Below are 25,510 nucleotides of genomic sequence, written 5' to 3' on the forward strand. Positions count from 1 at the left end.
TCAGCGGTCGACCGGCAGGTCCTGCGGAGCGGTCGCCCACTCCGTGTTCGGCTCGCCGACCAGCACGTGCGTGACGCGCCCGCCCCCGCTGAGGAAGGACTCCGGCAGCCAGGAACGCGTGTGCTCCCGCCCGTCCAGGCGCACCGAACCGATGTAGGTCGCGTCCGGCCCGGCGTTCGGGGCGACGACGGTGATCGGCTCGCGTCCGCTCGGCGCGATCCTGGCGTAGGAGAACACCGGAGCCGACAGCAGCAGCTCGCCGCGCCCCGGCGCCTGCGGGAACAGCCCCAGGGCCGAGAACACGTACCAGGCCGACATCGTGCCCAGGTCGTCGTTGCCGGGCAGACCGCCCGGCCCCGTCCCGTACTGGGTGTCCACGATCTCGCGTACCGTCTCCTGCGTCTTCCACGGCTGCCCGAGCGCGTTGTACATCCACGGCGCGTGGATGCCCGGCTCGTTCGTGGGGTCGTAGCGCAGCGGGTCGCCGCCGCCCACCGACCACGCGCCGTCGGGGGTGCGGAAGAACCCGTCCAGGCGCTCGGCCGCGGTCTCCCGGCCGCCCATCGCCTCGGCCAGGCCGCCGACGTCGTGCGGCACCATCCACGTGTAGGTCGCGCTCGTGCCCTGCGCGAACCCGGTGTCGCGCCCGGGGTCGAAGGGCGTCACCCAGGACCCGTCGGCGTCGCGCGCCTGCGCGTAGCCCGCCTCCGGCGTGGCCTCCGGGTTGTAGACGTTGCGCCAGTACCCGCCGCGCTCGGAGAACATCTCGGTGTCGTCCCCGCGCCCCAGGCGCCCCGCCCACTGGGCGAGCGCGTTGTCGGCCACGGAGGCCTCCAGCGTCTCCGCGGCTCCGCCCCAGCAGTGGCAGTCGTCCTGCGGCGCGTAGCGGAGTTCGAGGTAGCGCTCCAGGTTCGGGCGCTGACCCTCGCACTGGCCCGGGCACCCGGCGTCGGACAGGCCGTCGGGGTGCGGCTCGGTGGCCTGGGTCCGCAGGGACGCGTAGGCGGCCTCGGCGTCGAAACCGTCCACGCCCATCGCGGCGAACGTCGCCAGCGTCGCGGCCGAGGGGTCACCCGTCATCACGTGCGTGGGCCCGTTGATGTGCACCCAGCGGTCCCACACGCCCCCGTTCTGCTCGGAGAAGTTGAGCAGGGACTGCGCGAAGTCCCCGGCCACCCCGGGTTCCAGCAGCGCGAGCAGCTGGACCTGCGCGCGGTACTGGTCCCAGCCGGAGAAGTTCGTGTACTGGGCGCCCTGTCCGTCCGCCACGCGGTGCGCCTCGCCGTCCATGCCCGGGTAGCGGCCGTCGACGTCGCTCACCAGGTTGGGCTGGAGCAGGGAGTGGTACAGCGCCGTGTAGAAGGCGGTGCGCTGGTCCCCGGTGCCGCCGCCGACCCTGATCGCGCGCAGGCGCCGGTCCCAGGCCTCGCGCGCCGACGCGGCCACCGCGTCCACGCTCTGCCCGGGGGCGATCTCGGCGGCGAGGTTGGCCTCGGCGTTCTCCGCGCTGACGTAGGAGACGCCCACGCGCACGCCCACGTCGGAGCCCTCGGGGAAGGAGACGTAGCCGCCCGAGCCCCGGCCCCGCCGCTGGTCGCGGACGTAGCCCTCACCCCCGGAGGCGGTGGTGGCCCCCGGCTTCAGCTCTCCGTCCTCCCACGTGCCCACCTCGGTGAAGGGGGTGTCGAAGCGCGCGGTGAAGTGCAGCCGGTAGTAGGAGTTCCGGTTGTTCTCACCGCCGTTGGCGCGCTGTCCGCAGAAGGCGCCGGTGAGCACCGAACCGCTCACCGTGCGGGCCTCCGCGTCGATGCGGACGTCGGCGTCCTCGCTGCCGTTGAGCGAGTTGGAGGTGCGGAAGAGCAGGCTGGCGGGGTCGCCCTCGGGGAAGTCGAACTCCCCGGCACCGGCCCGGTCGGTGACGCTCAGGTCCGTGCGCACCCCGTTCTCCAGGGCCACGGTGTAGCGGCCGGGGGAGGCGGACTCGTCGGCGTGGTCGAAGTCGCTCGCGTACACCTCGTCGCGGGTGTCGGCGCTGGGCGAGGAGTCCACAGGCACGGTGACCGGCATGATCGGCACGTCCCCGGCGGCCCCGGGGTGGCACCCGGCGCCGTTGACGTGGGTCAGGGCGAAGCCCCGCACCCGCGTGACGTCGTAGGAGTAGCCGTTGGCCGCCCCGGTGTCGGTCTGGTCGCCGCGGGTCGTGGTCGGGCTCCAGGAGATCATCCCGAACGGCCGGACCGCGCCGGGGTAGGTGTTGCCGCCGTTCGTGGAGCCGATGAACGGGTCCACGTAATCGGCGGGCGAGGCCACGGCCCGGGCCGTCTCGGCCGGGAGCGGCGACGCGGAGGCCACCGGGGCGGGGGAGAGCAGGGCGGCGCCGACGGCGAGGGCGAGGATCGGAGATAGGAGTCGGGGGGAACGTGGAGGGAGGGTCATCCTCTGAGGTCCTTAGCGGGGGAGCGGACGGTCCCGGCGAGTCTGGCCCAGCGGTGCGCGCCGTGGCCAGTTCCTGGCGGCGGAGTTGGCGCGTTCTTCGCCGGTCCGTCGCCGTGGTGTCACGGACCGACCACGGTACGGACCGGGGCGGCGCGGGACTCGGGGTCGGGGGAAGAGGCCGGGGCCCGGCGCACGCGCGCCGGGCCCCGCGGTTCACCGGTCAGCCCCGGGGCACGTGCCTCGGGTTGCTCGTCGTGCTCTCGTGGTGCAGCCGGTCCAGGGCGGTCACGTAGTAGGTCACGTCACCGCCGCCGGGCGCGGTGAAGACCGTCTCGCCGCCGTCCTCGGCCGCGCGCACCGTGCCGATGAGTGCGCGCGCGTCCTGCACTCCGCACGGGACCTCCTGCCGTCCGGGTGCGCCCGCCAGCTCGTAGACCGCGTAGTAGGCGGGCCTGCCGCCGCGTCCGGGGCGGATGGTCAGCTCGGTGCCGCCGTCGGCCCGGGCGGCGGCGGTGACCACCGGCGGCGCGGGAGCGGCCCCGCCCAGGTCCTCCTTGACCGGGATCAGGGCGGGGTTGGCGTAGTGCTGTTCGACCACGACGTCCATGGCGTCCCTGGCGTTGGTGCGCAGCGAGTTCGCGCTGAAGTAGACGTCCCCGTCCACGCCCGGGTACTCGCGGTTCAGGTCCAGGTGCCGGGAGAGTTCGTCCGGGTCGGACCAGGCGCCCGCGTTGCCGGCCTTGTAGGCGGCCTGGCCGATGTAGAGGTGTACGTCGGTGCCATCGGTGACCTGTTCCCACCAGGGGACGAGCACCGCGTAGTCGGCCACGGGCAGGCCGATCTCCCAGTAGACCTGCGGGTTGATGTAGTCCACCCAGCCCTCGCGCACCCACCTGCGGCTGTCGGCGTAGATCTGGCTGTAGGACTCGAACCCGCCGGTGTCGGAGCCGTTCGGGTCGCTGGTGTCGTTGCGCCAGATCCCGAACGGGCTGATGCCGAACTTCACGTGCGGCTTGGCGGCGTGCACCGCCTCGTCCATCTCCCGGACCATGCGGTTGACGTTGTCGCGCCGCCAGTCCCCGATGCCGCCGAACTCTCCGCCGTACTCGGCGAACGTGTCCTGGTCGGGCACCGTCTCGCCCGCCACCGGGTAGGGGTAGAAGTAGTCGTCGAAGTGGACGCCGTCCAGGTCGTAGTTCTCGACCGCGTGCATCATCGCCTCGACGACGAACGAGCGTACCTCGGGGATGCCCGGGTCGTAGTAGAGCTTGCCGCCGTAGGCGAACACCCAGTCCGGGTTGACCCGCGCCGGGTGGTCGGCCACCAGGCGCGAGGGGTCGTCGTGCATGGCCACCCGGTAGGGGTTGAACCAGCCGTGGAACTCCAGGTTGCGGGCGTGCGCCTCCTCGACCGCGAACGCCAGCGGGTCGTAGCCGGGGTCGGTGCCCTGCGTGCCGGTGAGCCACTCCGACCACGGCTCGTGCGGCGAGGGCCAGAACGCGTCGGCGGTCGGCCGGATCTGCACGAACACGGCGTTGAGCCCGTCGGCCTCGGCCCGGTCGTACAGGTCGGTCAGCTCAGCCCGCTGGGCCTCGGGCGGGAGGCCCTGCTCGCTGGGCCAGTCGATGTTGACCACCGAGGCGATCCACTCGGCGCGCATCTGCCGCTTGGGCGGGGCCTGCGGATCGACCGCGCACGGCTCGGTGGAGGTGTTCGTCGCCGGGGCGGCCGGAGCGGCGGCAACCGCCGTGTGCGGCGCGTGGAGCAGCGACGCGGTGATCGCTGCGGCCAGTGCGACGGCTCGGGAGACCCGGCCCGCTCCCCGGGCGGGCGGGTGAGCGGGACGGTTCCGGTGCGGTTTCGCCAACGTGGGCTCCTTCCGGCTTCTGTCGTGCGGACAGCGAGCAGCCGGAAGGGACGCGCTCCGGTGCGGTCACCGCGCGCGGCGTCCGGGTCTGCCCTAGGAGAAAACCTTCATGATTTGTCGGGCAGATGCAAGACTCCTACGTCAGGTTGGTGCCTATGTGTCGCGGGAGCCGCGTGGTGCCGACTTGCCTGGATCGAGCGAGACCCCGCCAGTAGCTCGGTCAAATATTCCGTGACCGGATCCGGTCACGAGGGTTTGCGTCCATGTCAGCGTCCCCAGTCATCGCTTGAACCTCGCTTCGGTGGATAAAAGTGACTCTGTGTGCCTTGTGTCGTCATAGGTGTAACTAGTAACTTTCTGCCCGGTTTGAAGTAGCTGGACTAAGTCCCTTCGGGGGCAGAGTCCCACCACAACAGCACAAGACAGGCATCCCCCATGCTCTCCCCCTTGACCCGGGTGGCGGCGGTGACCACCGCTGCCGCGCTGACCCTGTCACTTATGACCGCGGTGCCCGCCGCGGCCGATGACGACGACTCCACACCGCCTGGCAGCGAGAACGCGCAGGGCGCCAGCGAGGAGTTCGACGCGCTGGCGCTGGCGGAGCAGACCGGGGAACCGGTGGAGATCCCGTCCTTGACGGACGAGAAGACCCGGCACTTCGCTAATCCCGACGGCACCTTCACCGCCGAGGTCTCCGCGATCCCCGTTCGGGTGCGCTCCGCGGACGGTTGGGTGGATGTGGACACCACCCTGGTCGCCGGTGACGACGGCTTGGTTCGTCCCAGGGCTGCGGGCATGGACATCGCCTTCTCCGGCGGCGGTGACGCCCCGATGGCCCGGATCGGTATCGGCTCCAACAGCGTCGCTCTCGACTGGGCCGAAGAACTGCCCACGCCGACCCTGGACGGCGACCAGGCCACCTACGCCGACGTGCTGCCCGACGTGGACCTGGTCCTGACCGCCGGTGTCGAGGGCTTCACCCAGGTCCTGGTCGTGCACACCCCCGAGGCCGCCGCCTCCCCGGAACTGGCCGAACTCGAACTCCCCCTGGACGCCACCGGCGTGCGCGTCGTCGCCGACGAACACGGCAACATCGAGGCCCTCGGCGACGAGGGCGGCCAGAGCGTGTTCACCGCCCAGGCCCCGGCGATGTGGGACTCCACCGGCCAGGACGAGGCCCCGGGCGAGGACCCGCTCCTGGCACCGACCACCGGGGCCCGCACCGCGCTGGTCGAGACCGAGGTCGAGGTGGAATCCATCCGTCTGGTTCCCGACCAGGGCATGCTCACCGACGAGACCACCGAGTACCCCGTCTACATCGACCCCTCGGTCAGCGCCAGCCGCCCCAACTGGGCCTACGTCGACCGCGCCTATCCCAACCAGGCCTACTTCAACTCCAAGGAGGAGAGCGTGGGCGTGGGGCGCATCGAGTGGGACCGCGTCTACACCCGGCGCGCCTTCTTCCAGTTCTCCGTGCCCGGACGCATCAAACAGGACACCACCACGATCCACGCGGCCACCCTGCGCACCGAGGTCGAGTGGGCCTACGACTGCAACAGCAACTCCCACGTGCAGCTCCACCGCACGGACAGGTTCAACAGCAAGACCACCTGGAACAACCAACCCACCACACGCACCCTGCTCGACACCCAGAACGTCACCGGCGGTTGGGCCACCTGCCCGTCCAGCAGCGGTGTGGAGTTCGACGCCACCACCGCCTACCAGTGGGGCGCGGACAACGATGAGTCCTACGTCTACCTGCGCCTGAAGGAACGCGACGAGTCCGGCACCACCGCCTGGCGGCGCTTCGACACCGACCGCAAACCACCGGTCGTGGTGATCGACTACAACAACAAGCCGTCCCAGGTGGCCACCTCCACCATGTCCGACTCCCTGGGCGGAGTCTGCTCCACCGATCGGGACAATCCGCGCCTGATCAACGACACCACCGTCACCTTCCGCGCCACTATCCGCGACTACGACGCGCGCGCCGCCTGGGGCGGTCAGAAGCTCAAGCTGCGTGTGGAGTGGCGGGTCGACGGCACCGAACCGCGCGAGTACGCCGACTCCGCCTACTCCGACGTGGGGTACTGGCCGAGCGGCTCCTCGCACCGCGTGACCGCCACCGGGCTTCCCGAAGGAGAGCTGCTGGGCTACCGGGCGATCGCCCACGACCAGACCGAGTGGGGCTACCCCTGGTCGGACTGGTGCTGGATCAGGATCGACACCACCAAGCCCGAGACCGGACCCGCGGTGACCTCCACCGACTACCCGTCCGGAGACACCGTCCACGGCTCGGTGGGACGCAGCGGCGACTTCACGTTCACCAACAACGGGGTCGAGGCCGCCACCGCCTACCACTACAGCGTCAACGACGCCTCCTGCTCCACCACGGTGGAACTGGACGAGCCCGGGGCGCAGGCGACCGTTGCGATCACCCCGCGCCGGGACGGTCCCAACCTCATCCACGCCCGGATCACCGACGCCTACGGCAACTCCTCCGAGTGCGGCCTGGTGTACACGTTCACGGTCGCGCCGCCTTCCAACCCCGTCTCCCACTTCCCCATGGACGAGGGAACCGGCACCACGGTGGCCGACCTGAGTGAGTCCGGCCGTGTCGCGACCGCCGACGGTACCGTCGGCTGGACTCGTGGGCGTGTGGGCGAGAGCGCCGGACAGAGCTATCGGCTGGAAGGAACCGCCGTCGAGCCGACGGGAGACTCCCACCTGCGTACCGACGGTCCCGTCGTGGACACCAGCGGCGCGTTCTCGGTCGCGGCCTGGGTCCTCCTGGAGGAGGGCGCCACGGAGAACCTCGCAGCCGTCGGCCAGGACGGTGACCGCAACAGCGGCTTCTACCTCGGTTACCAGCACACCGAGGGAGGCCGCTGGGTCTTCAAGCAGGCCCCGTACGATGCCGACGACACGCAGGTCACCCACCGGGCGATCTCCACGGAGCAGGCCGAGATCGGTGTGTGGACCCATCTGCTCGGCACCTTCGATCCCGAAACCGGTGAACTGGCGCTGTACGTCAACGGCGACAAGCAGGCCACCGCGGTCCAGGAGACCCCGTGGAACGCTGACGGGGACTTCGTCGTCAGCGGTGCCCGCTACCGCGGCGAGCACATCGGCACATGGATCGGAGCGATCGACGAGGTACGCGTGTGGGACCGGGTGCTCATGGACCAGCCCCTGACCGCGGACGAGGACGCCCGCTCCGAGGTCTGGGAACTGGCCAACCGCCCCGCCGCACTGGAAGGGCGCTGGCAACTGGACGAGACCGAGGGCACCTCGGTCTCCGACTCCTCCGACCACGGACTGACCGCGACACTGCACGGCGACCCGCTGACCGCCTGGAACCAGGCCCTCAACGAAGTGACCTGGGCACCCGGTGTCAGTCTCGATCCGACCGCGCAGGAACACATCCGCACCGATGACACCGCTATTCGCACGGACCGCAGCTACTCGGTCGCCGCGTGGGTCCGCCTGGACGAGGTCGGACACAACTCCACCGCGGTCTCACAGGACGGCGACTTCCACAGCGCCTTCTACCTCAGCTACCAGCATTCCTTCGAGTGGGACAACTGGGTGATGAAGCTGCCCCCGGAGGACACCATGGACGCTTCCGGCTGGCACCGTGCACTGTCCGACCACGCCCCCGACTTCGGGCGGTGGACGCATCTGGCCGCGACCTACGACCACACCTCGCGCCGGGTCACCCTCTACGTCGACGGAGTCGACAACGGCAGCGCCGAAGTACCCGACGCCTGGCACACCGGCGGCCCGGTCGTCATCGGAGGGGCGCTCTTCGAGCAGCAGTTCTCCGACGCCTGGGCGGGCGACATCAGCGACGTGCACCTGTACCAGGGCGTGCTCGCCGAAACCGATCTGGACCGCGTGATGCGGGGGTATCTTCCCGTGGCCTGAACCCGTTGTGGACCCCCTGCTTCCCCCTGACAAGCACGATCTGCCCGGCGGCCCCCTCCGCCGGGTAGGAGGTCGCCCCATGTCTGACATCCCCCAGAGCACCGCCCTCCGGCGCGGTCGCAAACCCCTCGTCTCCTTCGTCGCCCTGGTGCTGGTCGCCGGGCTGGCTTCGGCCATGCCCGCCTCGGCGCTGGCCTACAACACCCGCCCCGAGGTGGCCGAGACCGAGTCGGTGGATGGCCACACCGCCGTCCAGGCCGCCATCGAAGCCGACAGCGCGGCCACCGACGCCGCCGTCACCTCGCTAGAACCGGCCGAGTGGCCGGAGGCGAGCACTACGTCCTTCGATATCGGCGGAACGGAGGCGCGCTCCTTCAGCGCTCCCGCTGAGGAAGAGAACGGAGTGGTGGCACTCGACGCTGTCGAGGGAGCCGACTTCGAGGAGTGGACCTCACCTCTTCCGGAGGAGGACGAGAGCGCGGCACCGGAGGAAGCCGATGGGACCCGCAACGAGCGGCGTGTCCCCGCCGAAACCGAGACGGACAGCGACACGCCGGCCACGGGAGAGCCGTCCGGTCCCGAGACAGAAGAGCCTCAGGAGATCGGGCCCAGTCCTCAGCCGGAGGAGCCGCTGCCGGGGGACGGGGGGACCGGAACCGAAGAGGACGAGCCCGCAGCGGAGGCACCCGAGCCCGAGCTGACCGAAGAGCCCGAGGACACCGAGCCGACCGCACCGGAGCCGGTGACCGCCGCCGAGGTGGAGGTCCTGGACCGTGAGGCGGCCTCAGCCCTGGGCGTTTCCGGCCTGGCGCTGCGGGTGACGCGCACCGACGGCTCCGACGCGGTCGGGCCCGTGCGGGTGGAGGTCGACTACGCGGACTTCGCCACCGCCTACGGCGCCGACTACGGGTCACGCCTGTCCCTGATCGCCCTGACCGGGTGCGAGGAGGGTACGGAGGAAGCCTGCCTGTCCTCCCACGTCCTGGACTCGGCCAACGACACCGAGTCCCGGACCCTGTCCGCCGTGGTCCCGGCCACCTCGTCGGGTGTCCTGGTCGCAGCGGCCGACGACGGATCCGGCGAGGAGGGTACCGGTGACTACACCGCCACCTCGTTGAGCCCCTCCTCCACCTGGAACGTCGGACCCCAGACCGGCGACTTCTCCTGGAACTACCCCATGGCCGCCCCGAACACGGCCGGTGGCCTCCAGCCCGACATCAGCCTGTCCTACTCCTCGCAGTCCGTGGACGGGCGCGTGTCGGACACCAACAACCAGACCTCCTGGATCGGCGAGGGCTTCGACTACCACCCCGGCTACATCGAGCGCCGCTACATCACCTGCCAGGACGACGACACCGACATCCCCGACCAGTGCTGGTCGCACCACAACGCCACCCTCAACCTGGGCGGCCGCTCCACCGAGCTGGTCTACGACGACGGCGAGTGGACCCCCCGCAACGACGACGGCTCCAAGGTCGAGCGGCTGACCGGCACCACCAACGGCGACAACGACGGCGAGTACTGGAAGGTCACCACCACCGACGGCGCCCAGTACTTCTTCGGTCTCAACCGCCTGCCCGGCCACTCCTCCGGCGACGATGAGACCGACTCGGCCTGGACGGTGCCGGTCTACGGCAACGACTCCGGCGAACCCTGCCACAAGTCCTCCGATGAGGACGCCTGGTGCCAGCAGGCCTGGCGGTGGAACCTGGACTACGTGGTGGACGTGCAGGGCAACGCCCTGTCCCACTACTACGAGGCCGAGACCAACAACTACGGTCGCCACTTCGAATCCGAGGCCACCCCCTACGACCGCGGCGGTTACCTCAAGCGCACCGAGTACGGCCTGCGCGACGACGACCCCCACGCCACAGCTCCGGCACGGGTGACCTACTCCGTGTCCGAGCGCTGCCTTCCCGAGGAAGGCTTCGACTGTGCTGAGGACGAGCGCACCGAGGACAACGCCGAGCACTGGCCAGACACGCCGTTGGACCAGGAGTGCGAGAGCGACTGCGCCGGGCAGCACTCACCCACCTTCTGGACCACCAAGAAGCTCGACACCATCACCACCCAGGTCCACGACGGGGACGAGTACACCACCGTCGACACCTGGAAGCTCAAGCACACGTTCCCCGAGCCGGGGGACGGCACGGATCCGGCCCTGTGGCTGGACTCCATCACCCACACCGGACACGTCGGCGGCACCGAGGCCTACCCGTCCATCACCTTCGGCGGAACACCGATGCCCAACCGCGTCGACTCCACCACCGACGGCCTGGCCCCGATGAACAAGTGGCGTGTCAGCGCCATCTACACCGAGACCGGTGGCCAGGTGGACGTGCGCTACGCCGAGTCCGAATGCGTGGAGGGCGACACTCCCAAGCCGCACGAGAACACGAAGGCCTGCTTCCCGGTGATCCGCTCCCACCAGCCCGGAGCGGATGACATCACCGACTGGTTCGCCAAGTACCCCGTCGTCGCGCTGGTCGAGAAGGACCTGGTCGGCGGACAGCCCGACCAGATCACCAGCTACGACTACGTGGGCGACGGCGCCTGGCGGTACATGGACGACGACGGCTTCGTGGAGGAGGACAGGCGCACCTGGTCGCAGTGGCGCGGCTACGACCGAGTCATCGTGCGCACCGGTCATGAGAACGAGGTGCGGACCGAGACCGAGCACCTGTTCTACCAGGGCATGGACGGCGACCACCTGCCCGACGGAACCCGGTCGGCGGAGGTTACCGACTCCACCGGCGCCAGTGTGACCGACGAGGAGGTCTTCAACGGCCAGCCCCGTGAGGTCATCGTCCGCGACGGCGTGGACGGCGACGTGGTCTCCCGGACCGTCACCACCCCATGGAAGCGCGAGACCTCCACCAGTTCCCACTCCTGGGACGAGCGCGGCGCGCACATGACCAACACCAAGAGCACGGACGTCCACACCGCGCTGGCGGACGACTCGTTCCGCCGGACCAGCACGGTCAACACCTTCGACTCCTACGGCATGGTCTCCACCGTGCACGACCGGGGCGACGTGGCCGACCCCGACGACGACCGGTGCACCTCCACGGCCTACGCCCGCAACACCGGCAAGCACCTGCTGAGCCTGGTCTCCCACACCCGCACGGTCGCCTCCGACTGCGAGGGCACCCCGTCCGAGGACCAGATCGTCAGCGACACCCGCACCCTCTACGACGGCAAGGGCTTCGGAGAGGCACCCACTCAGGGCCGCCCGACCCAGACTCAGCGGGCCACCGACTACGACGACGAGGGCGCCGTCTACCAGACGGTCACCACCTCGGAGTTCGACGAGTACGGCCGCGCCGTCGAGGTCACCGACGCGGAGGGCAACACGACCACCACCGCCTACACCTCCGCCAACCCCGGCGGGCACGACGTGAAGGTGGAGACCACCAACGCCCTCGGGCACGTCACCGTCGAGGAGTTCGACGCCCGCTCGCAGCCCGTGGCCGAGATCGACGCCGACGGCAACCGCACCGAACTGGCCTACGACCCGCTCGGCCGTCTGACCGACGTGTGGCTCGCCGACCGCACGGGCTCCAGTGACGCCTCCCCCTCCATGCGGTTCGAGTACCACGTGAGCAAGGACGCGCCCACCACGGTCGTCAGCCACAGCCTCAACGCCGACGGGGACTACACCACCAGCTACCGGATCCTCGACGGCTTCCTGCGCGAACGGCAGACCCAGGCCCCCTCGCCCGAGGGCGGGCGGGTCATCACCGACACCTTCCTGGACTCGCGCGGCAACACCGTGATCAAGCGCGAGCCCTACCACAACGAGGAGGATCCGGCCGGGGAGCTGTTCGTGGTCAACAACCACGACGAGGTTCCCCGCTGGACCCGTACCGTCTACGACGGCGCCGACCGGGCCACCGACGTCGTCCAGATGTCCCGGGGCGTGGAGCAGTGGCGCACCACCACCGAGCACCACGGCGACCGCACCCTGACCAACGCTCCCGAGGGCGGCACGGGGACCACGTCCATCACCGACGCCCGCGGCAACGTGGTCGAGCTGCGCAAGCACCACGGTGAGGAGCCCGCGGGGGACTACGACGCGACCGCCTACACCTACACCGCGCGCGATGAGCTGGAGACCGTCACCGACCCGGGCGGCAACACCTGGTCCTACGCCTACGACCTGCTGGGCCGGAAGGTCACCGAGACCGACCCCGACACGGGGACGTCGAAGTTCGACTACGACGGTCTCGACAGGCTGGTCTCGGCGACCGACGCCCGCGACCAGACACTGCACACCACCTACGACGCCCTGGGCCGCAAGACCCACCTCAGGGAGGGCGCCGCGGACGGGACCGTCCGGGCGTCCTGGGCCTACGACACCGTGGCGACGGGACAGTTGACCTCCTCCACACGCCACGAGGACGGCAACTCCTACACCGACCAGGTGCTCAGCTACGACTCCATGGGGCGTCCGCTGGCCCAGCAGGTGCTGATCCCCGGGGCCGAAGGAGGGCTGGCGGGCCGCTACCTGTTCCGCACCCTGTACAACCCGGACGGCAGTGTCAGCTCCACTGAGTTCCCTGCGGCTGGTGATCTGCCCGGCGAACCCGTCGTGTACGACTACGACGACCTCGGCAACGTCACTTCGGTCACAGGCAACGACCACATCGTCACCGAGGCGGTCTACTCCAAGGTCGGCAACCTCGTCCAACGCGAGTTCAGCCGCAGGCCCCTGGGCACGGACAAGACCTGGCAGACCCTCGACTTCGACGAGAAGACGAACCGTCTGGACATGGCCAGCGTCGTGCCGGAGGTGGGCGAGGGATCGCTGTCCACGAAGACCTACGCCTACGACGACATCGGCAACCTGCTGCGGGTCAGCGACGAGCCCACCGACCCGGTACGCGCCAGCGACGTGCAGTGCTTCGACTACGACCACCTGCGCCGCCTGAACCAGGTGTGGACGCCGAACGCCACCGGTGAGGAGGCCTGTGCCGCCGAGCCCGATGCTCAGAACCTGGGCGGGACCGCTCCGTACTGGCACTCCTACACCTACGACGAGACCGGCAACCGCGTCGAGGAGATCCAGTACGCGCCGGGCAGCGGACAGACGACGCGCTCGTACTCGTCCCCCGAGGAGGGGCAGGGTCCTGCTCACGCGATCACCGGCGTGGAGGAGCAGGGTGTTGGTGGGGTCACCGAGCACTCCTACGACTACGACGCGTCCGGGAACATGGTCCGCCGCACCACAGGCGAGCGAGACCAGGTCCTGGAGTGGGGGCCCGAGGGCGAACTGGCCAGTGTCACCGAGGGCGTGGACAGGACCGAGTACGTCTACGACGCCGCCGGTGAGCGGTTGCTGCGGCGTGCGCACGGGGCCACCACCCTGTACCTTCCGGGCATGGAGGTGACCTGGGACCCGGCCGCGGGAACCGAGGAGGCCACGCGCTACTTCGAGCACGCGGGTGAGACGGTCGCGGTACGGGAGAACGACGGGGATCTGCACTGGGTGTTCTCCGACCACCACGGCACGGGCGAGATGGCGGTGGACGCGGTCTGGGGAGAGGTCGTTCAGCGGTGGATGACCGTGTTCGGTGAGAACCGTGAGGCCGCGGGGGAGTGGCCGGGTGAGCGCGGTTTCGTGGACGGCACGGTGGATGAGTCCACGGGGCTGACCCAACTGGGTGCGCGAGCGTATGACGCGGCGCTGGGCCGGTTCATCTCGGTAGACCCCTTGATGGAATTGACCGATGCACAGAAAATGAACGGGTACGTCTACTCGAACAACAACCCCGTCTCGTTCACCGACCCGAATGGCCTGAACTGGAAGGATCTCCTGTCCAACGGGTGGCATCCGTCGATGGGCGGTGCTCTGACAGAGAAATGGAAGAAGCAGGGGAACTGGCACGGCCCGCCTCGCCGTCCCAAGACTCCTACTGGGTGGCATCCTTCGATGGGCGGTGGTTACGCCGAGCAGTGGCGCCGCACTACTGGATTCCAAACTGTGCCTAGAGCTCCAGTAAGCAGGCCCCCACTGGTCAGCTACACCAACTCTCCGGAGACCGAAGCGATCAACGATGCCAGTTGGTTCAGCGACACGTGGGATACGGTTACTGAATGGGGGAATGGCGCTGGCAACTGGGTTAATGATAACTGGAGTACTATTGGCGCAGTTGGTACCGGTGTCGGAATGGCTGCTTGTGTGGCTCTTTCGTTTGGTATATGCCTTGCTGTTGGAGGTGCCGTGGTTGGAGGAAAGGTTCTGCTCGATGGATTTCAAGCTGCGACTACTGGAGGGGGTCTGGGGAGCATGAGGTGGCAGGAGCATGCCTTTGGCATTGCGGGTTTGGGTATCAGTGGGGCATTCAGTGGATGGTTGAATGGGGCAATGCGAGGAACCACTCTATCTAGATTTAACTATTTCTCTCCCAGGAGGGTAAAAGATGATTTCTACAGCACTGTGGTTCGAACGAACAGGAATGGATCTTTTGATGCCACGGGGACCATCTACGATGGGAGTGCAAACACAATCTCTGCCGCGATCGGGAACGAAATTTCTGCCCTGAGATTCCGTGAGTGAAAATAGATTTTGAGGTGTGCATGTCCGGCCTAAAGACTTTGATGTGGCCTCTTGTGGCATCTTTTGCTGCTTTCTTTATATCCTTGGCTCTCGTTGTATGGGGAGAAAGCTTCATGGATCCAAGTAGGTCCTTCGTCGTCTTCATTTTCTCCTCTGGCTGGCTTTTAATTTCTTTGCTGCTGAGTGTCTATGTCGCGATTGACTCTCGCAAGAAATCTAAAAGACCTGGGCGAGGTTCTTGAGATTGCACCTGAATCTATGATTCATCGCTGCCGTATTGACGTTTTGCTTGAGTGGCCATATGGCCTGCGTTAAATAGTTTTCTGGTGCTATTCGCCGAGAAGTGCTTATGTGAACATGAATGGCAAAATTTTTGTTTTCGGATTCGTTGTCGGTGGTATAGGTAGTGGTGACGACACAGTTTCTGTTCGTTTTCAACTACCTAGACTAAATCACGATGTGTCAGGGTGTAGACGCAAGGTCTGTGAGAAAAGTGATGCTTGGCTGTAACTCCTGGTGAGGCTGCCAGGCGTGGGGTAGTACTGAGTGCAACGCGAGATAGCGGTTCTCAGGAGGCCGCCCGTTTGACGGGTAGGGGTAGCTTGAAATCTCGCAGCGGGCAAGGTGGAGTATGAGTTACTTGAACTACGCAAGTGAGAAGTTCGCAGCGCGGTAGAAGTTAGGGGTTGGTTGGGATGCTCTGGTGAGCGTCTTTCAGAAGTCTCGGCGGAAAAGATCTTCCAAGACACTGCGGAACCGGTGGACAGCTTCCTTCGGTATCTCTGTCTGCTTTCTTGTGGGACTTTTTTGGCTTGGCGGTGTAACGCAAGCTCTCGGGTCTGAAAGTGGAGCTTACCGGTGGGAGTGGTTCTTCTATTCGATATTCTATCCTACTGCTTATTGGTTCCTTCTGAAGGTCTCATGCTTCACTTATATTGGACTGCGAGTTGATGCTGTTGTTGTTAAGAACTTCCTGGTGAAGCATGTCATCCCTGCTCAACTCGTCTCTAGAGTTCTTTGGGAAGGGGGTGTAGATATTGTTCTTGAAGATGGGAGTAAGTGGTGGTGTCTCAATCTGGGGGGATCCCTGGTCGGTCAGCTCGCTGGCTACCCGACAAACCGGAGGTGCGCCAGGGAGATCGAGAATTTCGTGGAAAGAATTAAGGCTGAACCTGTGACTGTGGAGGGTTCCGGCGTCGTAACTTCACTACACCTCAATCTGTCTTTCCTCGCTTGTGCGTCTCTTGCTTCCTTGATCCTTTTTTATCTTCTGAGCCTCGGATACTAGGTTCGTCGGCCTCTCTCTGTCTTCCTTGCTCTTCTGGCTTGGCTGAAGATACGACCGGAGACGCCCGTACTGGGGCGGGGCAAGCGGGGTAGGGGATCGGCAACCGTGCTCAGTCCTTCGGGAGTGGCTGAGAATGGAGGGAGTGCCGTGTTCGTCTTCTTCAGCAACCGTCTGGGCTGTGTCATGTCGCTGGTGGTCTCGGTAGCGCTGACCGCCCTGCTTCTGTTCATCCTCAACTCCCTGGGGTGAGACGGGAGACGGACGAGGTGGCCGGGACACCTGCTCCCTGGGAACAGCGACGCCCGGCCGTGGTCCTCGGGGGAGGCGGCCGGGCGTGGGTGGTTCCAGGTGTCAGCGCGAGAGGGCGGTTCTCAGGAAACCGTTCCACTCGGCGGCGGGAAAGGGGAGGTGCCCGGTGCCGGGGTGCTTGGAGTCGCGGACGGCCGCGCCGCAGGGGAGGTCGGCTACCTCGACGCAGTTCTGGTCCCGACCGCTGTGGGTGCTCTTCCGGAAGCCCGTGGGGATGTGGGCTACCTCAACACAGTTGACGTCTTGAGCGCTGTAGCTGCTCTTGCGGAACTCTAGGATCATCCTTCGTCACTCTCCATCGACGCCTTGACGCCAGCGATGGTCTTCATCGACGCAGTCGACGATAGCGCTATGCCCTGAACATTGCTGAATGCCATGTTGTAACGCTTGATGTCGCTTTCCTGCTCAAGGTACAGACCGTCTGCGGCTGTGCTGACGTAGACGATCGTAGGGTCCCTGGGTTCGGGGAAGTCCAGGATGGTGAAGGCTCCTGCCATGCCGAGGTGAGCCCCGCTGTTGAAGGGAAGTACCTGGATGTCGATGTTGTGGCGGATCGCAAGGTGTCCCAAGTGGTTTAGTTGCTCAGCCATGATCTGACGACTGCCAACGAGCCGGAGCAAAGCGGCTTCATCGATGACTGCTGTCATGTGAGGAGAGTTGACCCGCGACAGTATCTGCTGACGTGCCAGGCGAGCTTCCACCTGACGAGGGATGCTCGGGTCCTCAGTAGCCCGTCCTCCTTTGAAGATCTGCTCGGCGTAGTCAGGTGTCTGGAACAGGCCAGGTATCACCTGGGCCTCGTACGTGCGTATAGCTGATGCTTCCGCTTCGAAGTCAGGCAGGGTGTGTTCGCTGAAGACGTCCTTGTAGCGGGACCACCAGCCCTTCTCTTTTGACTCGCGGGACATCTGGTGCAGCCCGGTGCGGCTCTCCTCGTTCAGTCCGTAGAGGTCAGCCAGGGCATCCAGGTCCCGAGCGCGGGTACGTCGGGACTCTGCGGTCTCGATCTTGCCGATGGTCGCGCGCGGCACGCCTGACCTCTTGGCGGCGTCATCGAGCGTGAAGCCGTGCTCTTCACGCAGGCGCCGCAGCTCGAAGCCGAGACGCCTGCGACGGATGGTGGGGCTGTAGGGCCGTTGCATGGGACCAACCTAGCAAAAGCTACCGCGAATCTCAGTTCATGGTTGACAACTGAGATTCGCGGTTCCAATATGGGGATGTAGCCAGTGACTGATGGATCACACAGAGTTCATGTCGGTCAGGCTACGCCCTGCCCGTTCCGCGCATCACGGCATCCGTGAGACTCCTCCAACGGGCACCACGAAACCCCTGCTCACGCCAAGGAGTGTGTTCGTCATGCCCGCGAAAGCCCACGCCCCGATGCCCGTGCCCGCGCTGGGAGAAGCCACGGTCCCGCTGGCCAGCTTCATCCGACCGGTCCACCGCCACTACTTCACCCGGCAGCCCGAGCGGCCCAACTACCGCATGCGCCGCTACGACTTCGCCGGGACCCCGGCCGTGATGCCGCTGGTGCGGGCCTTCCTGGACACCTGCGCCGCCGCACAGGGCACCGACTACCGCTACCTGTTCACCCTGCTCGGCAGCGAACTCGCCAACAACAGCATCCGCCACAGCCTCTCCGGTCAGCCCGGGGGCACCTACACCCTGCTCGTCCACCGCCACCGCACCGGGCTGCACCTGGCCTGCCGCGACCGGGGCGGCCTGCGCGACAAGGACGCCCGCCTGCAACCCAAGAAGAACGGCCTGAACCTGGACGCCGAATCGGGCCGGGGCCTGGCCATGGTCAACGCCTTCGCCACCGCCTGGGGCGACAACGGCAACGCCCACTACCGCACGGTGTGGTTCTCACTGGCCTACGACCTCACCGGAAGCCGCTGGAACACCCGCACCGACGACTGACATGCCGCCGACACGAGACGGGCCCAGGAAAGCGTTGCAGCGCTTCTCCCGGGCCCTGAACCCCCGAAAACCAAACCCGTCATAAGTAAGGAAAAAGAGGATCTGATGCAGAACCCTATCCCCTCGCCCCGCCGTTCGGACGACGTTCGACCGATGCCCCGGCTCGTCCCACCGCTCCCGCGCCGCACCCCGCTCGTCGGCCCGGTCTGCCCGCGCTGTGAGCACCCCTCGTGCCGCGTCCGCCGCGCCCAGCGCCTGCCCCGCCTGGGCGGCCACCGCTCCGAGTTCGCCCGCCCGTCGCCCTCCACCACCCTCAACGGACGCCTCCGGCGCAGTTTCTCCGCGGCGCACGCCCAGGCCGCCGCGATCCAGGCCCGGCACCACCACCTGATCGTCTACTACGGCGAGGCCACGCAGTCCTTCTGGGCGGTCACCCCCACCGGACTCCTCGAAGCCGCGAACGCTGACTCCCTCCTCCTGGCCCTGTGGCCGCACAACGCCCCGTTCATGCCGCCCGCCCCGGCCGTCGAGGCCCTCACTCTCGCACCGGCCCTCCCGCCACGGGCCGGAACCGCCACCAGCGGTCCCGGCCCGCCTTCGCTCCCGCGCTGGCAGCGGCGGCCGGGGCGGCGCGGAGTCCCTCAGTCCGAGGGTGCGTCCCCTCCCTCGTGCCCGAAGGCGGGCAGGCCGCGGGCCGCAGTGGTCAGCGCGGTGCGCAGCAGCGGCCCCACGCCCTCCGAGGGAACGCCGCGCCCGTGGTCCCCCAGGCGTGCCCGCTCCTCGGCGGCCAGGCGCAGCGCCGAGTTGAGGGCGGCCGCCTGGACGCGGACGGGCAGGCTGTCGGCGGGCTCCCCGGTGCGGTCGGCGATGATCCCCGCGAAGACCGACTCGGCCGCGTGGTGGACCTCCAGCCACACCGCCATGAGCGCCGGTTCGGTGCGGGTCATCCGGATGAGGTCCGCGACGGGCCCCTCCACGACCTGCGGCTCGCCGTCGAAGAACCGCTCCCGCTCCAGGTACTCCAGGAGGGGGACCCCGGGAGGGCAGGCGCGCAGGCGCTCGGCCATGTACTCCAGGCCCGTCGTCAGCAGCGGCCGGACGCAGCTCTCCTTGCTGGGGAAGTAGCGCCACAGCGTCCTGGTGGAGATGCCGAGCGCGTGCGCGATGTCGTCGCCCGTGGTGCCCGACACCCCGTTCTCGGTGAACAGCCGCACGGCCGCGCGCGCGATCTCCGTGCGCACGATCTCCCTGCGCCGCTCGGTCATGGGAGGGCGGCCCCGACCCGAGGGTGCGTTGGGCGTCTTCGCGGACGGTGTTCCCGGCACGACCGTCCCCCTCCCGTATCCGAGGCGTCTGGGCGGGTCCACTCTAGTCAGCTTCTCGGTCCTGAAGGGATCGAGCGTGCGGTTGGACCACCCCGCTGGATGCGGAAGAGCCCACCGCGTCCGACCCGACAACCTAGGGGTGGTCGGGTGGGACGTGTGACTTCCGCCCCGCGTTCCACACCACACGACCGCGAGCGGCGATGTTGGCGGAAGCGTTCCGGTCCGCGTGCGCAACGACACCGCAGCCCCGGCAGATGAAGATGGCCTGATCGACCCGGTTCCTGTGGTCCACATGGCCACATTCCGCGCACGTCTGTGAGGTGTAGGCCGGGTCGACGAAGACCACCGGCACCCCCGCGCGGCGCGCCTTGTAGGCGATGAAGGCACCCAGTTGGTGGAAGGACCAGGAGTGCAGCGTGACCCGTTGGGGCCTGCGTTGCCGTACCCGGATGCGGATCCCCGTCAGGTCTTCCAGGGAGATACCGCGCCCGGTGCGTTCGGCCTCGGCCACGATGCGCTTCGAGATCTGATGATTGGTGTTTCTGGCATGCCTGGCCTCACGCTTGCGCCGCTTCTTGAGTAAGCGCTTGGCGGACCCGGTGCCCTTGGCCTGTAACTTCTGGCGCAGCCTGAGCTGGCGGCGGCGGTACCGGTTGAGCTGGCGCCCGGCCACCACCTGGCCGTCGCTGGTGGTGGCGATGTTGATGATCCCCAGGTCCACCCCGAGAAAGGAGGCGGGGTCGATCTCGGGGGCGTCGGGCACCTCGACGGTCACCGCGAGGAACCAGGTGCCGTTGCGGCGGAGCAGGTCGGCCTCACCGCGCTTGTGCTCGGCCAACATCTTCACCTGGTCGACAGAGCCGACGAATGGCACGTCCTTCAACCGGCCCTGGAAGGTCCACAGCGAGATTGTGCGCGCATCCATCGCGAAGGACAGGTTGCGCGCGTCGTAGGGGTGCGCCGACTCCGGGCGGAAGGTGATGGGCATGGACTCCATCCGCGTGCGGCGGGCCGACCCCTTCGTTCCGTAGTTGCCGTTGTCCGGGTTGGACTGGCGGGTACGGTAAGCGTCGCACACCTTCTTGATCACGTGTTGGGCCGCCTGCGAGCCCACTCAAGCCTCGCGCAACTGCTGGTAGGTGTGCTTGCGCAGCTCGTAGTTGCGCATCACGCCCTGCTCGTGGGCCACCTTCGCCACCCGGGTGGCGTGGTCGTTGAGTGTGCGCAGGGTCGAGGCCAGCACCGCCGCCTGCTCAGGCGACGGCGTGAGCTTGACCCACGCGACGATCTTCGACACGCCCACCATCTTGCACCCGGCCAGTGACAGAACGCAGCCAAAGCAGTCCGATGTGTCCCCTGCCACTAACAGGTCGGTTTGGTCTACGCGGCGGTTCCTCCTGGGGCTGAGGCCCTGGGGTTCATCGCCGAGGCAAGGTTGATGTCCGGACCAGGCAGAACAATATTTGTCTCTGGGCGACAAAAAGTCCTACAGTGACAATAGCGGCCGCCGTGGCCGCCGCCAGCGGCAACGAGAGGGCTTCCCATGACCGGCCTGGGCCTGAAGGACAAGAGCGTCATCGTCACCGGAGGCGGCTCCGGCATCGGCCGCGCGAGCGCGCTGCGCTTCGCCGAGGAGGGCGCCGGGGTCCTGATCGCCGACCTCAACGCCGACACGGCGCGTGAGGCGGCCGAGGAGATCCGCGCGGCCGGGGGCACCGCCGAGACCGTGGTCGGCGACCTCAGCAGCCAGGAGGTCGTGGACCGGGTCGTCGCCACGGCCGTCGAACGCCTCGGCGGTGTCGACGTCCTGGTCAACAACGCCGGGATCATGGACGACATGTCCGCCACCGCCGACGTCACCGACGCGGTCTGGGAGCGGCTCCTGCGGGTCAACCTGACCGCGCCCTTCCTGCTCACCCGCGCCGTCCTGCCGCACATGGTCGAGCGGGGAGCCGGATCCATCGTCTTCACCGCCTCGGAGGCCTCCCTGCGCGGCAGCGCCGCCGGGGCCGCCTACACCGCCTCCAAGCACGGCGTGGTCGGCCTGGTCAAGTCCACCGCGGTCATGTACCGCGACAAGGGGATCAGGGTCAACGCCGTCGCCCCGGGCGGCACGGCCACCTCGATCACCGTCGACGTCGCCTCCGCGCCCCACGGCCCGACCACCCTCGGCGCCTTCATGTCCAACATGGGCCGCGTGGCCCGGGCCGAGGAACTGGCCGCCGCCGTCGTCTTCCTGGCCTCCGACGCGGCGAGCAGCATCAGCGGCGCGGTGCTGCCGGTGGACAACGGCTGGTCGGCGGTCTGAGGAGGCGAGCGCGCTTACACCCCACCGCCCCCCTGGGCCAGTCGCTTGACTCAACGCCACGGCGGACGTTCGCTTTACGTGTACGTTCCGATGACGCGGAGGAGTGAGGGCTGTGGCCGCCGACGGGACCGAACCGCTGATGGACTACCCGTTTTCCTGCCCCGGGGCGCTGGAGCCGCCCGAGGAGTGGGCCGAGCTGAGGCGGCGGCGCCCCGTCGCCGGGGTGCGGCTGCCCAGCGGTGACCGGGCGGAGGTGGTCACCCGCTACGAGGACGTCAGGCGGGTGCTCTCCGACCCGCGCTTCACCCGGCGGCTCGACGCCGAGGACGCGGCCCGGGTCTCTGCCGACGCGACGGGCGGAGTGTTCAGCGGCGACCTCGCCTCGGCGGTCCCCGACAGCGGGGAGGAGCACCGGCAGTGGCGGCGGCTGGTCGGCAAGTGGTTCACCGCCAGGCGCATGAACGCGCTGCGGCCCGGAATCGAGGCCATGGCCGACCGGCTCGTCGACGGCATGGTGGAGCGCGGCCGACCGGCGGACCTCGGGGCCGCCCTGGGCTTTCCCCTGCCGGTGTGGGTCATCTGCGACATGCTCGGCGTGCCCGACTCCGACCGCGACCGCTTCTCCCACTGGTCGGACGCGCTGCTCAACCTCACCCGCTACACCCAGGAGGAGATGGACCGGGCCTTGGCCGAGTTCGTCGCCTACATGAGCGGCCACGTCGAGGCCAAGCGGGCGGAGCCGCGCGAGGACCTGATCAGCTCCCTGGTCACCGAGACCGCCGGGGCCGGGTACGACCTGCCCACCTCCGCGCTGGTCGCCACCAGCATGGGCCTGCTGGTCGCCGGGCACGAGACCACCGCCAACATGATCGGCAAGATGGTGGCGATGCTGCTGGACGACCGGAGCCGCTGGGAGAGGCTGCTGGACGACCGTACGCTCGTGCGCTCCGCCGTGGAGGAGGCGCTGCGCTTCGACGCAAACTCCGGGCTCGGCCTGCCGCGCTACATCACCGAGGAGACCCAGATCGGCGGCGCCACCGTCACGGCCGGAACCACCGTCATGTGCAGCATGGGCGCGGCCAACCGGGACGAGGGCGCGTTCGAGAACGCCGACGAGATGGATCTGGGGCGCGTGCCCAACCCGCACCTGGGCTTCGGGGCCGGGGCGCACTCGTGCCTGGGGCAGGCGCTGGCCCGCACCGAACTCCAGGCCGTGCTCGACGTGCTGCTGCGCAGACTCCCCACGCTGGAGCTCGCCGTTCCCGTGGCGGAGCTGCGGCGGCTGGACGGCCTGATCGTGGGCGGGCTGCGCGAGGTCCCGGTCCGGTGGTGACCGTGTCGCGGGCCGTGGCCGGACCGGTCGGCGCCACCCGGGAACCGATCCCGTCCGCCGCCGAGCGCGCGTTCGCCGAACACGGCCTGTCCGCGGTGTCCGACCGCGCCGCGGGGACGAAGGAGGAGGAGCGACCATGAGGGTGACCGTCGACCAGGACTGGTGCTGCGGCGCCGGTCAGTGCGTGCTGCTCGCCCCGGAGGTGTTCGACCAGCGTGAGGAGGACGGAATCGTCGAACTGCTCACCGAACGGCCGCCGCAGAACCTGTACCCGGTGGTGCGCGAGGCGGGGCAGGTGTGTCCCACCGGGGCGATCCGTGTGGACGAGGAGGCCTGACCGCGCGGGGTAGGCGGAGAGCGCGCCTCACGGCCGGGGCGCCGTCCGGGGAACCCGGTGGCGTCCCGCCGCGGCTCCGGAGGGCCGCCCCCGTCGCCCGGGGTCAGTGGCCGCCGGTCAGGGTTCCGGACAGCTCCCGGTGCAGGTGCGCGCTGGGCCCGTTGAGGCCGGTGATCTCCACCCGTACCCCGTGCCTGCGGAAGTGCTCGGTGACCTGGTCCAGGGCGGCCACGGCCGAGGAGTCCCACACGTGCGCGTTGGACATGTCCACCACCGCCTTCTCCAGGCCCTGTTCGGTGTAGTCGAACCGGTTGACCAGCTCGCCGGTGGAGGCGAAGAACACCTCTCCGTTGACCGAGTACACGCGGGTGCCGCCCTCGGGGTCGAGCACGCTGGTGACGTCGGCCTGCATGGCGGCCCGGCGGGCGAAGAGCACCATGGACACCACGACCCCGACGATCACGCCCAGGGCCAGGTTGTGGGTGGCCACGACCACGGCGACGGTGATGACCATGACCAGGGTCTCGGTCCAGGGCATCCGCCTCAGGGTGGCCGGGGCGACGCTGTGCCAGTCGAAGGTCACGACGGCCACGAAGAACATCACCGCGACCAGCGCGGCGACCGGGATCATGCCCACCAGGTCGCCCAGGGCCACGCACAGGATGATCAGGAACACGCCGGCCAGGAAGGTCGAGACGCGGGTGCGGGCCCCGGACTTGACGTTGATCATGGTCTGGCCGATCATCGCGCACCCGGCCATGCCGCCGAAGAACCCGACCAGCACGTTGGCGATGCCCTGTCCGCGTGCCTCGCGGCCGTGGTTCGAGGAGGTCTCGGTCTGGTCGTCGACGACCTTGGCGGTCATCAGCGACTCCATCAGCCCCACCAGCGCCAGGGTCAGCGAGTAGGGGGCGATCAGGACCAGCGTGTCCAGCGTGTAGGGCACGTCCGGGATCAGCGGCACGGGCAGGGTGTCGGGCAGTTCGCCCATGTCCCCGACCGTCTGCGCCGGGATGCCCAGGGCCAGCGCGGCGACGGTGAGCACGACGATGGCCACCAGCGGCGCGGGAATCGCCTTGGTCAGGCGGGGCAGGCCGAAGACGATGACCAGGCCCACGGCCACCATGGCGTAGATCGGCGCGCCCACGCCCTCCAGGTAGGGCAGCTGTGCCGTGAAGATGAGGACGGCCAGGGCGTTGATGAACCCGGTCATGACGCTGGGCGGCACGAACCGCATCAGCCTGGCCACCCCGAGCAGGCCCAGGGCGACCTGGATGAGCCCGGCCAGGATGGTGGCGGCGATCAGGTGGTCGACGCCGTGCTCCATCGACAGCGGTGCCGCGACCAGGGCCATCGCGCCGGTGGCGGCGGAGATCATCGCGGGCCGCCCGCCCAGGAAGGCGATGGACACGGCCATCACGAAGGAGGCGTACAGGCCCACGCGGGGGTCGACCCCGGCGATGAGGGAGAAGGCGATGGCCTCGGGGATCAGGGCCAGGGCGACGACCAGTCCGGCCAGCACGTCGGCGCGCAGCTGCGCGGCGGCGGGGATCCGGGCCTTGAGGGACCTGGGGGTCTTCACGGGCAGTTTCATGGCACCCATCGGGTTTCGGGCAGCCCACAACGAGGACCGCGGTGTTCGGGTCAGGCGTTCGTGCACGGCGCGGACGCGCGCCGGTGAGGCGGGGTGCGCCGGTGCGCACGGGGATCCGGGGCGATGTCGGCCCCGGTGCGGCTTCGTCGCCGCGGGTCCGGTCGTGCCCCTGGGCAGAGCCGGGAGGAGAGCGCGGTGGTCCTCCGCTCGTGCGCGGGGGACGACCCGGAGAAACTCTACTCTTACGTGAGAGTCTGATTCTCGTTCGGTGGCTGAGACAACCCTCACACGACGGAAGGGTGCGGCT

The 25,510-nt window shown here is 68.3% G+C and carries 14 protein-coding genes and 1 pseudogene; 8 read left to right on the forward strand and 7 right to left on the reverse strand.

The annotated features are described in order from the left end of the window. A complete protein-coding gene (locus KGD83_RS07655) occupies positions 1-2,436 on the reverse strand; it encodes a GH92 family glycosyl hydrolase (protein WP_212643165.1) in 2,436 nt (811 codons plus the stop codon). 220 nt (positions 2,437-2,656) lie between these two features. Next, on the reverse strand, positions 2,657-4,303 hold the full coding sequence (locus KGD83_RS07660) for a glycoside hydrolase family 10 protein (RefSeq protein WP_212643166.1): 1,647 nt from the start codon (positions 4,301-4,303) through the stop codon (positions 2,657-2,659). Positions 4,304-4,738: 435 nt separating this feature from the next. Here KGD83_RS07660 and KGD83_RS07665 point away from each other — a divergent pair, with 435 nt between their 5' ends. The 3 genes from KGD83_RS07665 (at position 4,739) to KGD83_RS07675 (ending at position 16,077) form a co-directional block, all read left to right on the forward strand. Beyond that, positions 4,739-8,230 carry a LamG domain-containing protein gene (locus KGD83_RS07665; protein ID WP_212643167.1) on the forward strand — a complete coding sequence of 1,164 codons (3,492 nt, stop codon included), beginning with the start codon at positions 4,739-4,741 and terminating at the stop codon, positions 8,228-8,230. Positions 8,231-8,309: 79 nt separating this feature from the next. Then, positions 8,310-14,789 carry an RHS repeat domain-containing protein gene (locus KGD83_RS07670; protein WP_212643168.1) on the forward strand — a complete coding sequence of 2,160 codons (6,480 nt, stop codon included), beginning with the start codon at positions 8,310-8,312 and terminating at the stop codon, positions 14,787-14,789. Positions 14,790-15,492: 703 nt separating this feature from the next. Next, on the forward strand, positions 15,493-16,077 hold the full coding sequence (locus KGD83_RS07675) for a hypothetical protein (protein ID WP_212643169.1): 585 nt from the start codon (positions 15,493-15,495) through the stop codon (positions 16,075-16,077). A 351-nt stretch (positions 16,078-16,428) separates the two neighbouring features. Here KGD83_RS07675 and KGD83_RS07680 read toward each other — a convergent pair whose 3' ends face one another. Both KGD83_RS07680 and KGD83_RS07685 read right to left on the reverse strand, forming a co-directional pair. Further along, positions 16,429-16,668: a DUF397 domain-containing protein gene (locus KGD83_RS07680; RefSeq protein WP_212643170.1), complete on the reverse strand. Its 240-nt coding sequence runs from the start codon at positions 16,666-16,668 to the stop codon at positions 16,429-16,431. After that, positions 16,665-17,528, reverse strand: coding sequence for a helix-turn-helix domain-containing protein (locus tag KGD83_RS07685; protein ID WP_212643171.1), 864 nt, complete (start codon positions 17,526-17,528; stop codon positions 16,665-16,667). The genes KGD83_RS07680 and KGD83_RS07685 overlap by 4 nt, the downstream gene beginning before the upstream one ends. Before the next feature lie 214 nt (positions 17,529-17,742). Here KGD83_RS07685 and KGD83_RS07690 point away from each other — a divergent pair, with 214 nt between their 5' ends. Next, positions 17,743-18,306 (forward strand): ATP-binding protein, encoded by a 564-nt coding sequence (locus KGD83_RS07690; RefSeq protein WP_212643172.1) that lies wholly within the window; start codon positions 17,743-17,745, stop codon positions 18,304-18,306. Positions 18,307-18,947: 641 nt separating this feature from the next. Here KGD83_RS07690 and KGD83_RS07695 read toward each other — a convergent pair. Together KGD83_RS07695 and KGD83_RS07700 are read right to left on the reverse strand one after the other, a co-directional pair. Next, a complete protein-coding gene (locus KGD83_RS07695) occupies positions 18,948-19,571 on the reverse strand; it encodes a TetR/AcrR family transcriptional regulator (RefSeq protein WP_212643173.1) in 624 nt (207 codons plus the stop codon). 193 nt (positions 19,572-19,764) lie between these two features. Continuing rightward, positions 19,765-20,937: pseudogene (locus KGD83_RS07700) on the reverse strand (RNA-guided endonuclease InsQ/TnpB family protein). Between the two features lie 237 nt (positions 20,938-21,174). Between KGD83_RS07700 and KGD83_RS07705 the strand changes: the two are divergent. From KGD83_RS07705 to KGD83_RS07720, 4 genes are all read left to right on the forward strand, one after another. Beyond that, a complete protein-coding gene (locus tag KGD83_RS07705) occupies positions 21,175-21,939 on the forward strand; it encodes an SDR family NAD(P)-dependent oxidoreductase (protein ID WP_212643174.1) in 765 nt (254 codons plus the stop codon). Positions 21,940-22,051: 112 nt separating this feature from the next. Beyond that, complete coding sequence (locus KGD83_RS07710) at positions 22,052-23,272, forward strand: cytochrome P450 (protein ID WP_212643175.1); 1,221 nt, start codon at positions 22,052-22,054, stop codon at positions 23,270-23,272. Next, on the forward strand, positions 23,266-23,412 hold the full coding sequence (locus KGD83_RS07715) for a hypothetical protein (RefSeq protein ID WP_249352205.1): 147 nt from the start codon (positions 23,266-23,268) through the stop codon (positions 23,410-23,412). Before KGD83_RS07710 ends, KGD83_RS07715 begins: the two co-directional genes overlap by 7 nt. Next, complete coding sequence (locus KGD83_RS07720; RefSeq protein ID WP_047868166.1) at positions 23,409-23,609, forward strand: ferredoxin; 201 nt, start codon at positions 23,409-23,411, stop codon at positions 23,607-23,609. Before KGD83_RS07715 ends, KGD83_RS07720 begins: the two co-directional genes overlap by 4 nt. 103 nt (positions 23,610-23,712) lie before the next feature. On the opposite strand, the gene KGD83_RS07725 is transcribed toward KGD83_RS07720, so the two are convergent. Further along, a complete protein-coding gene (locus KGD83_RS07725; RefSeq protein WP_212643176.1) occupies positions 23,713-25,212 on the reverse strand; it encodes a SulP family inorganic anion transporter in 1,500 nt (499 codons plus the stop codon). Between the last annotated feature and the right edge of the window lie 298 nt (positions 25,213-25,510).

This window comes from Nocardiopsis akebiae, from assembly GCF_018316795.1.
Classification (GTDB): domain Bacteria; phylum Actinomycetota; class Actinomycetes; order Streptosporangiales; family Streptosporangiaceae; genus Nocardiopsis; species Nocardiopsis dassonvillei.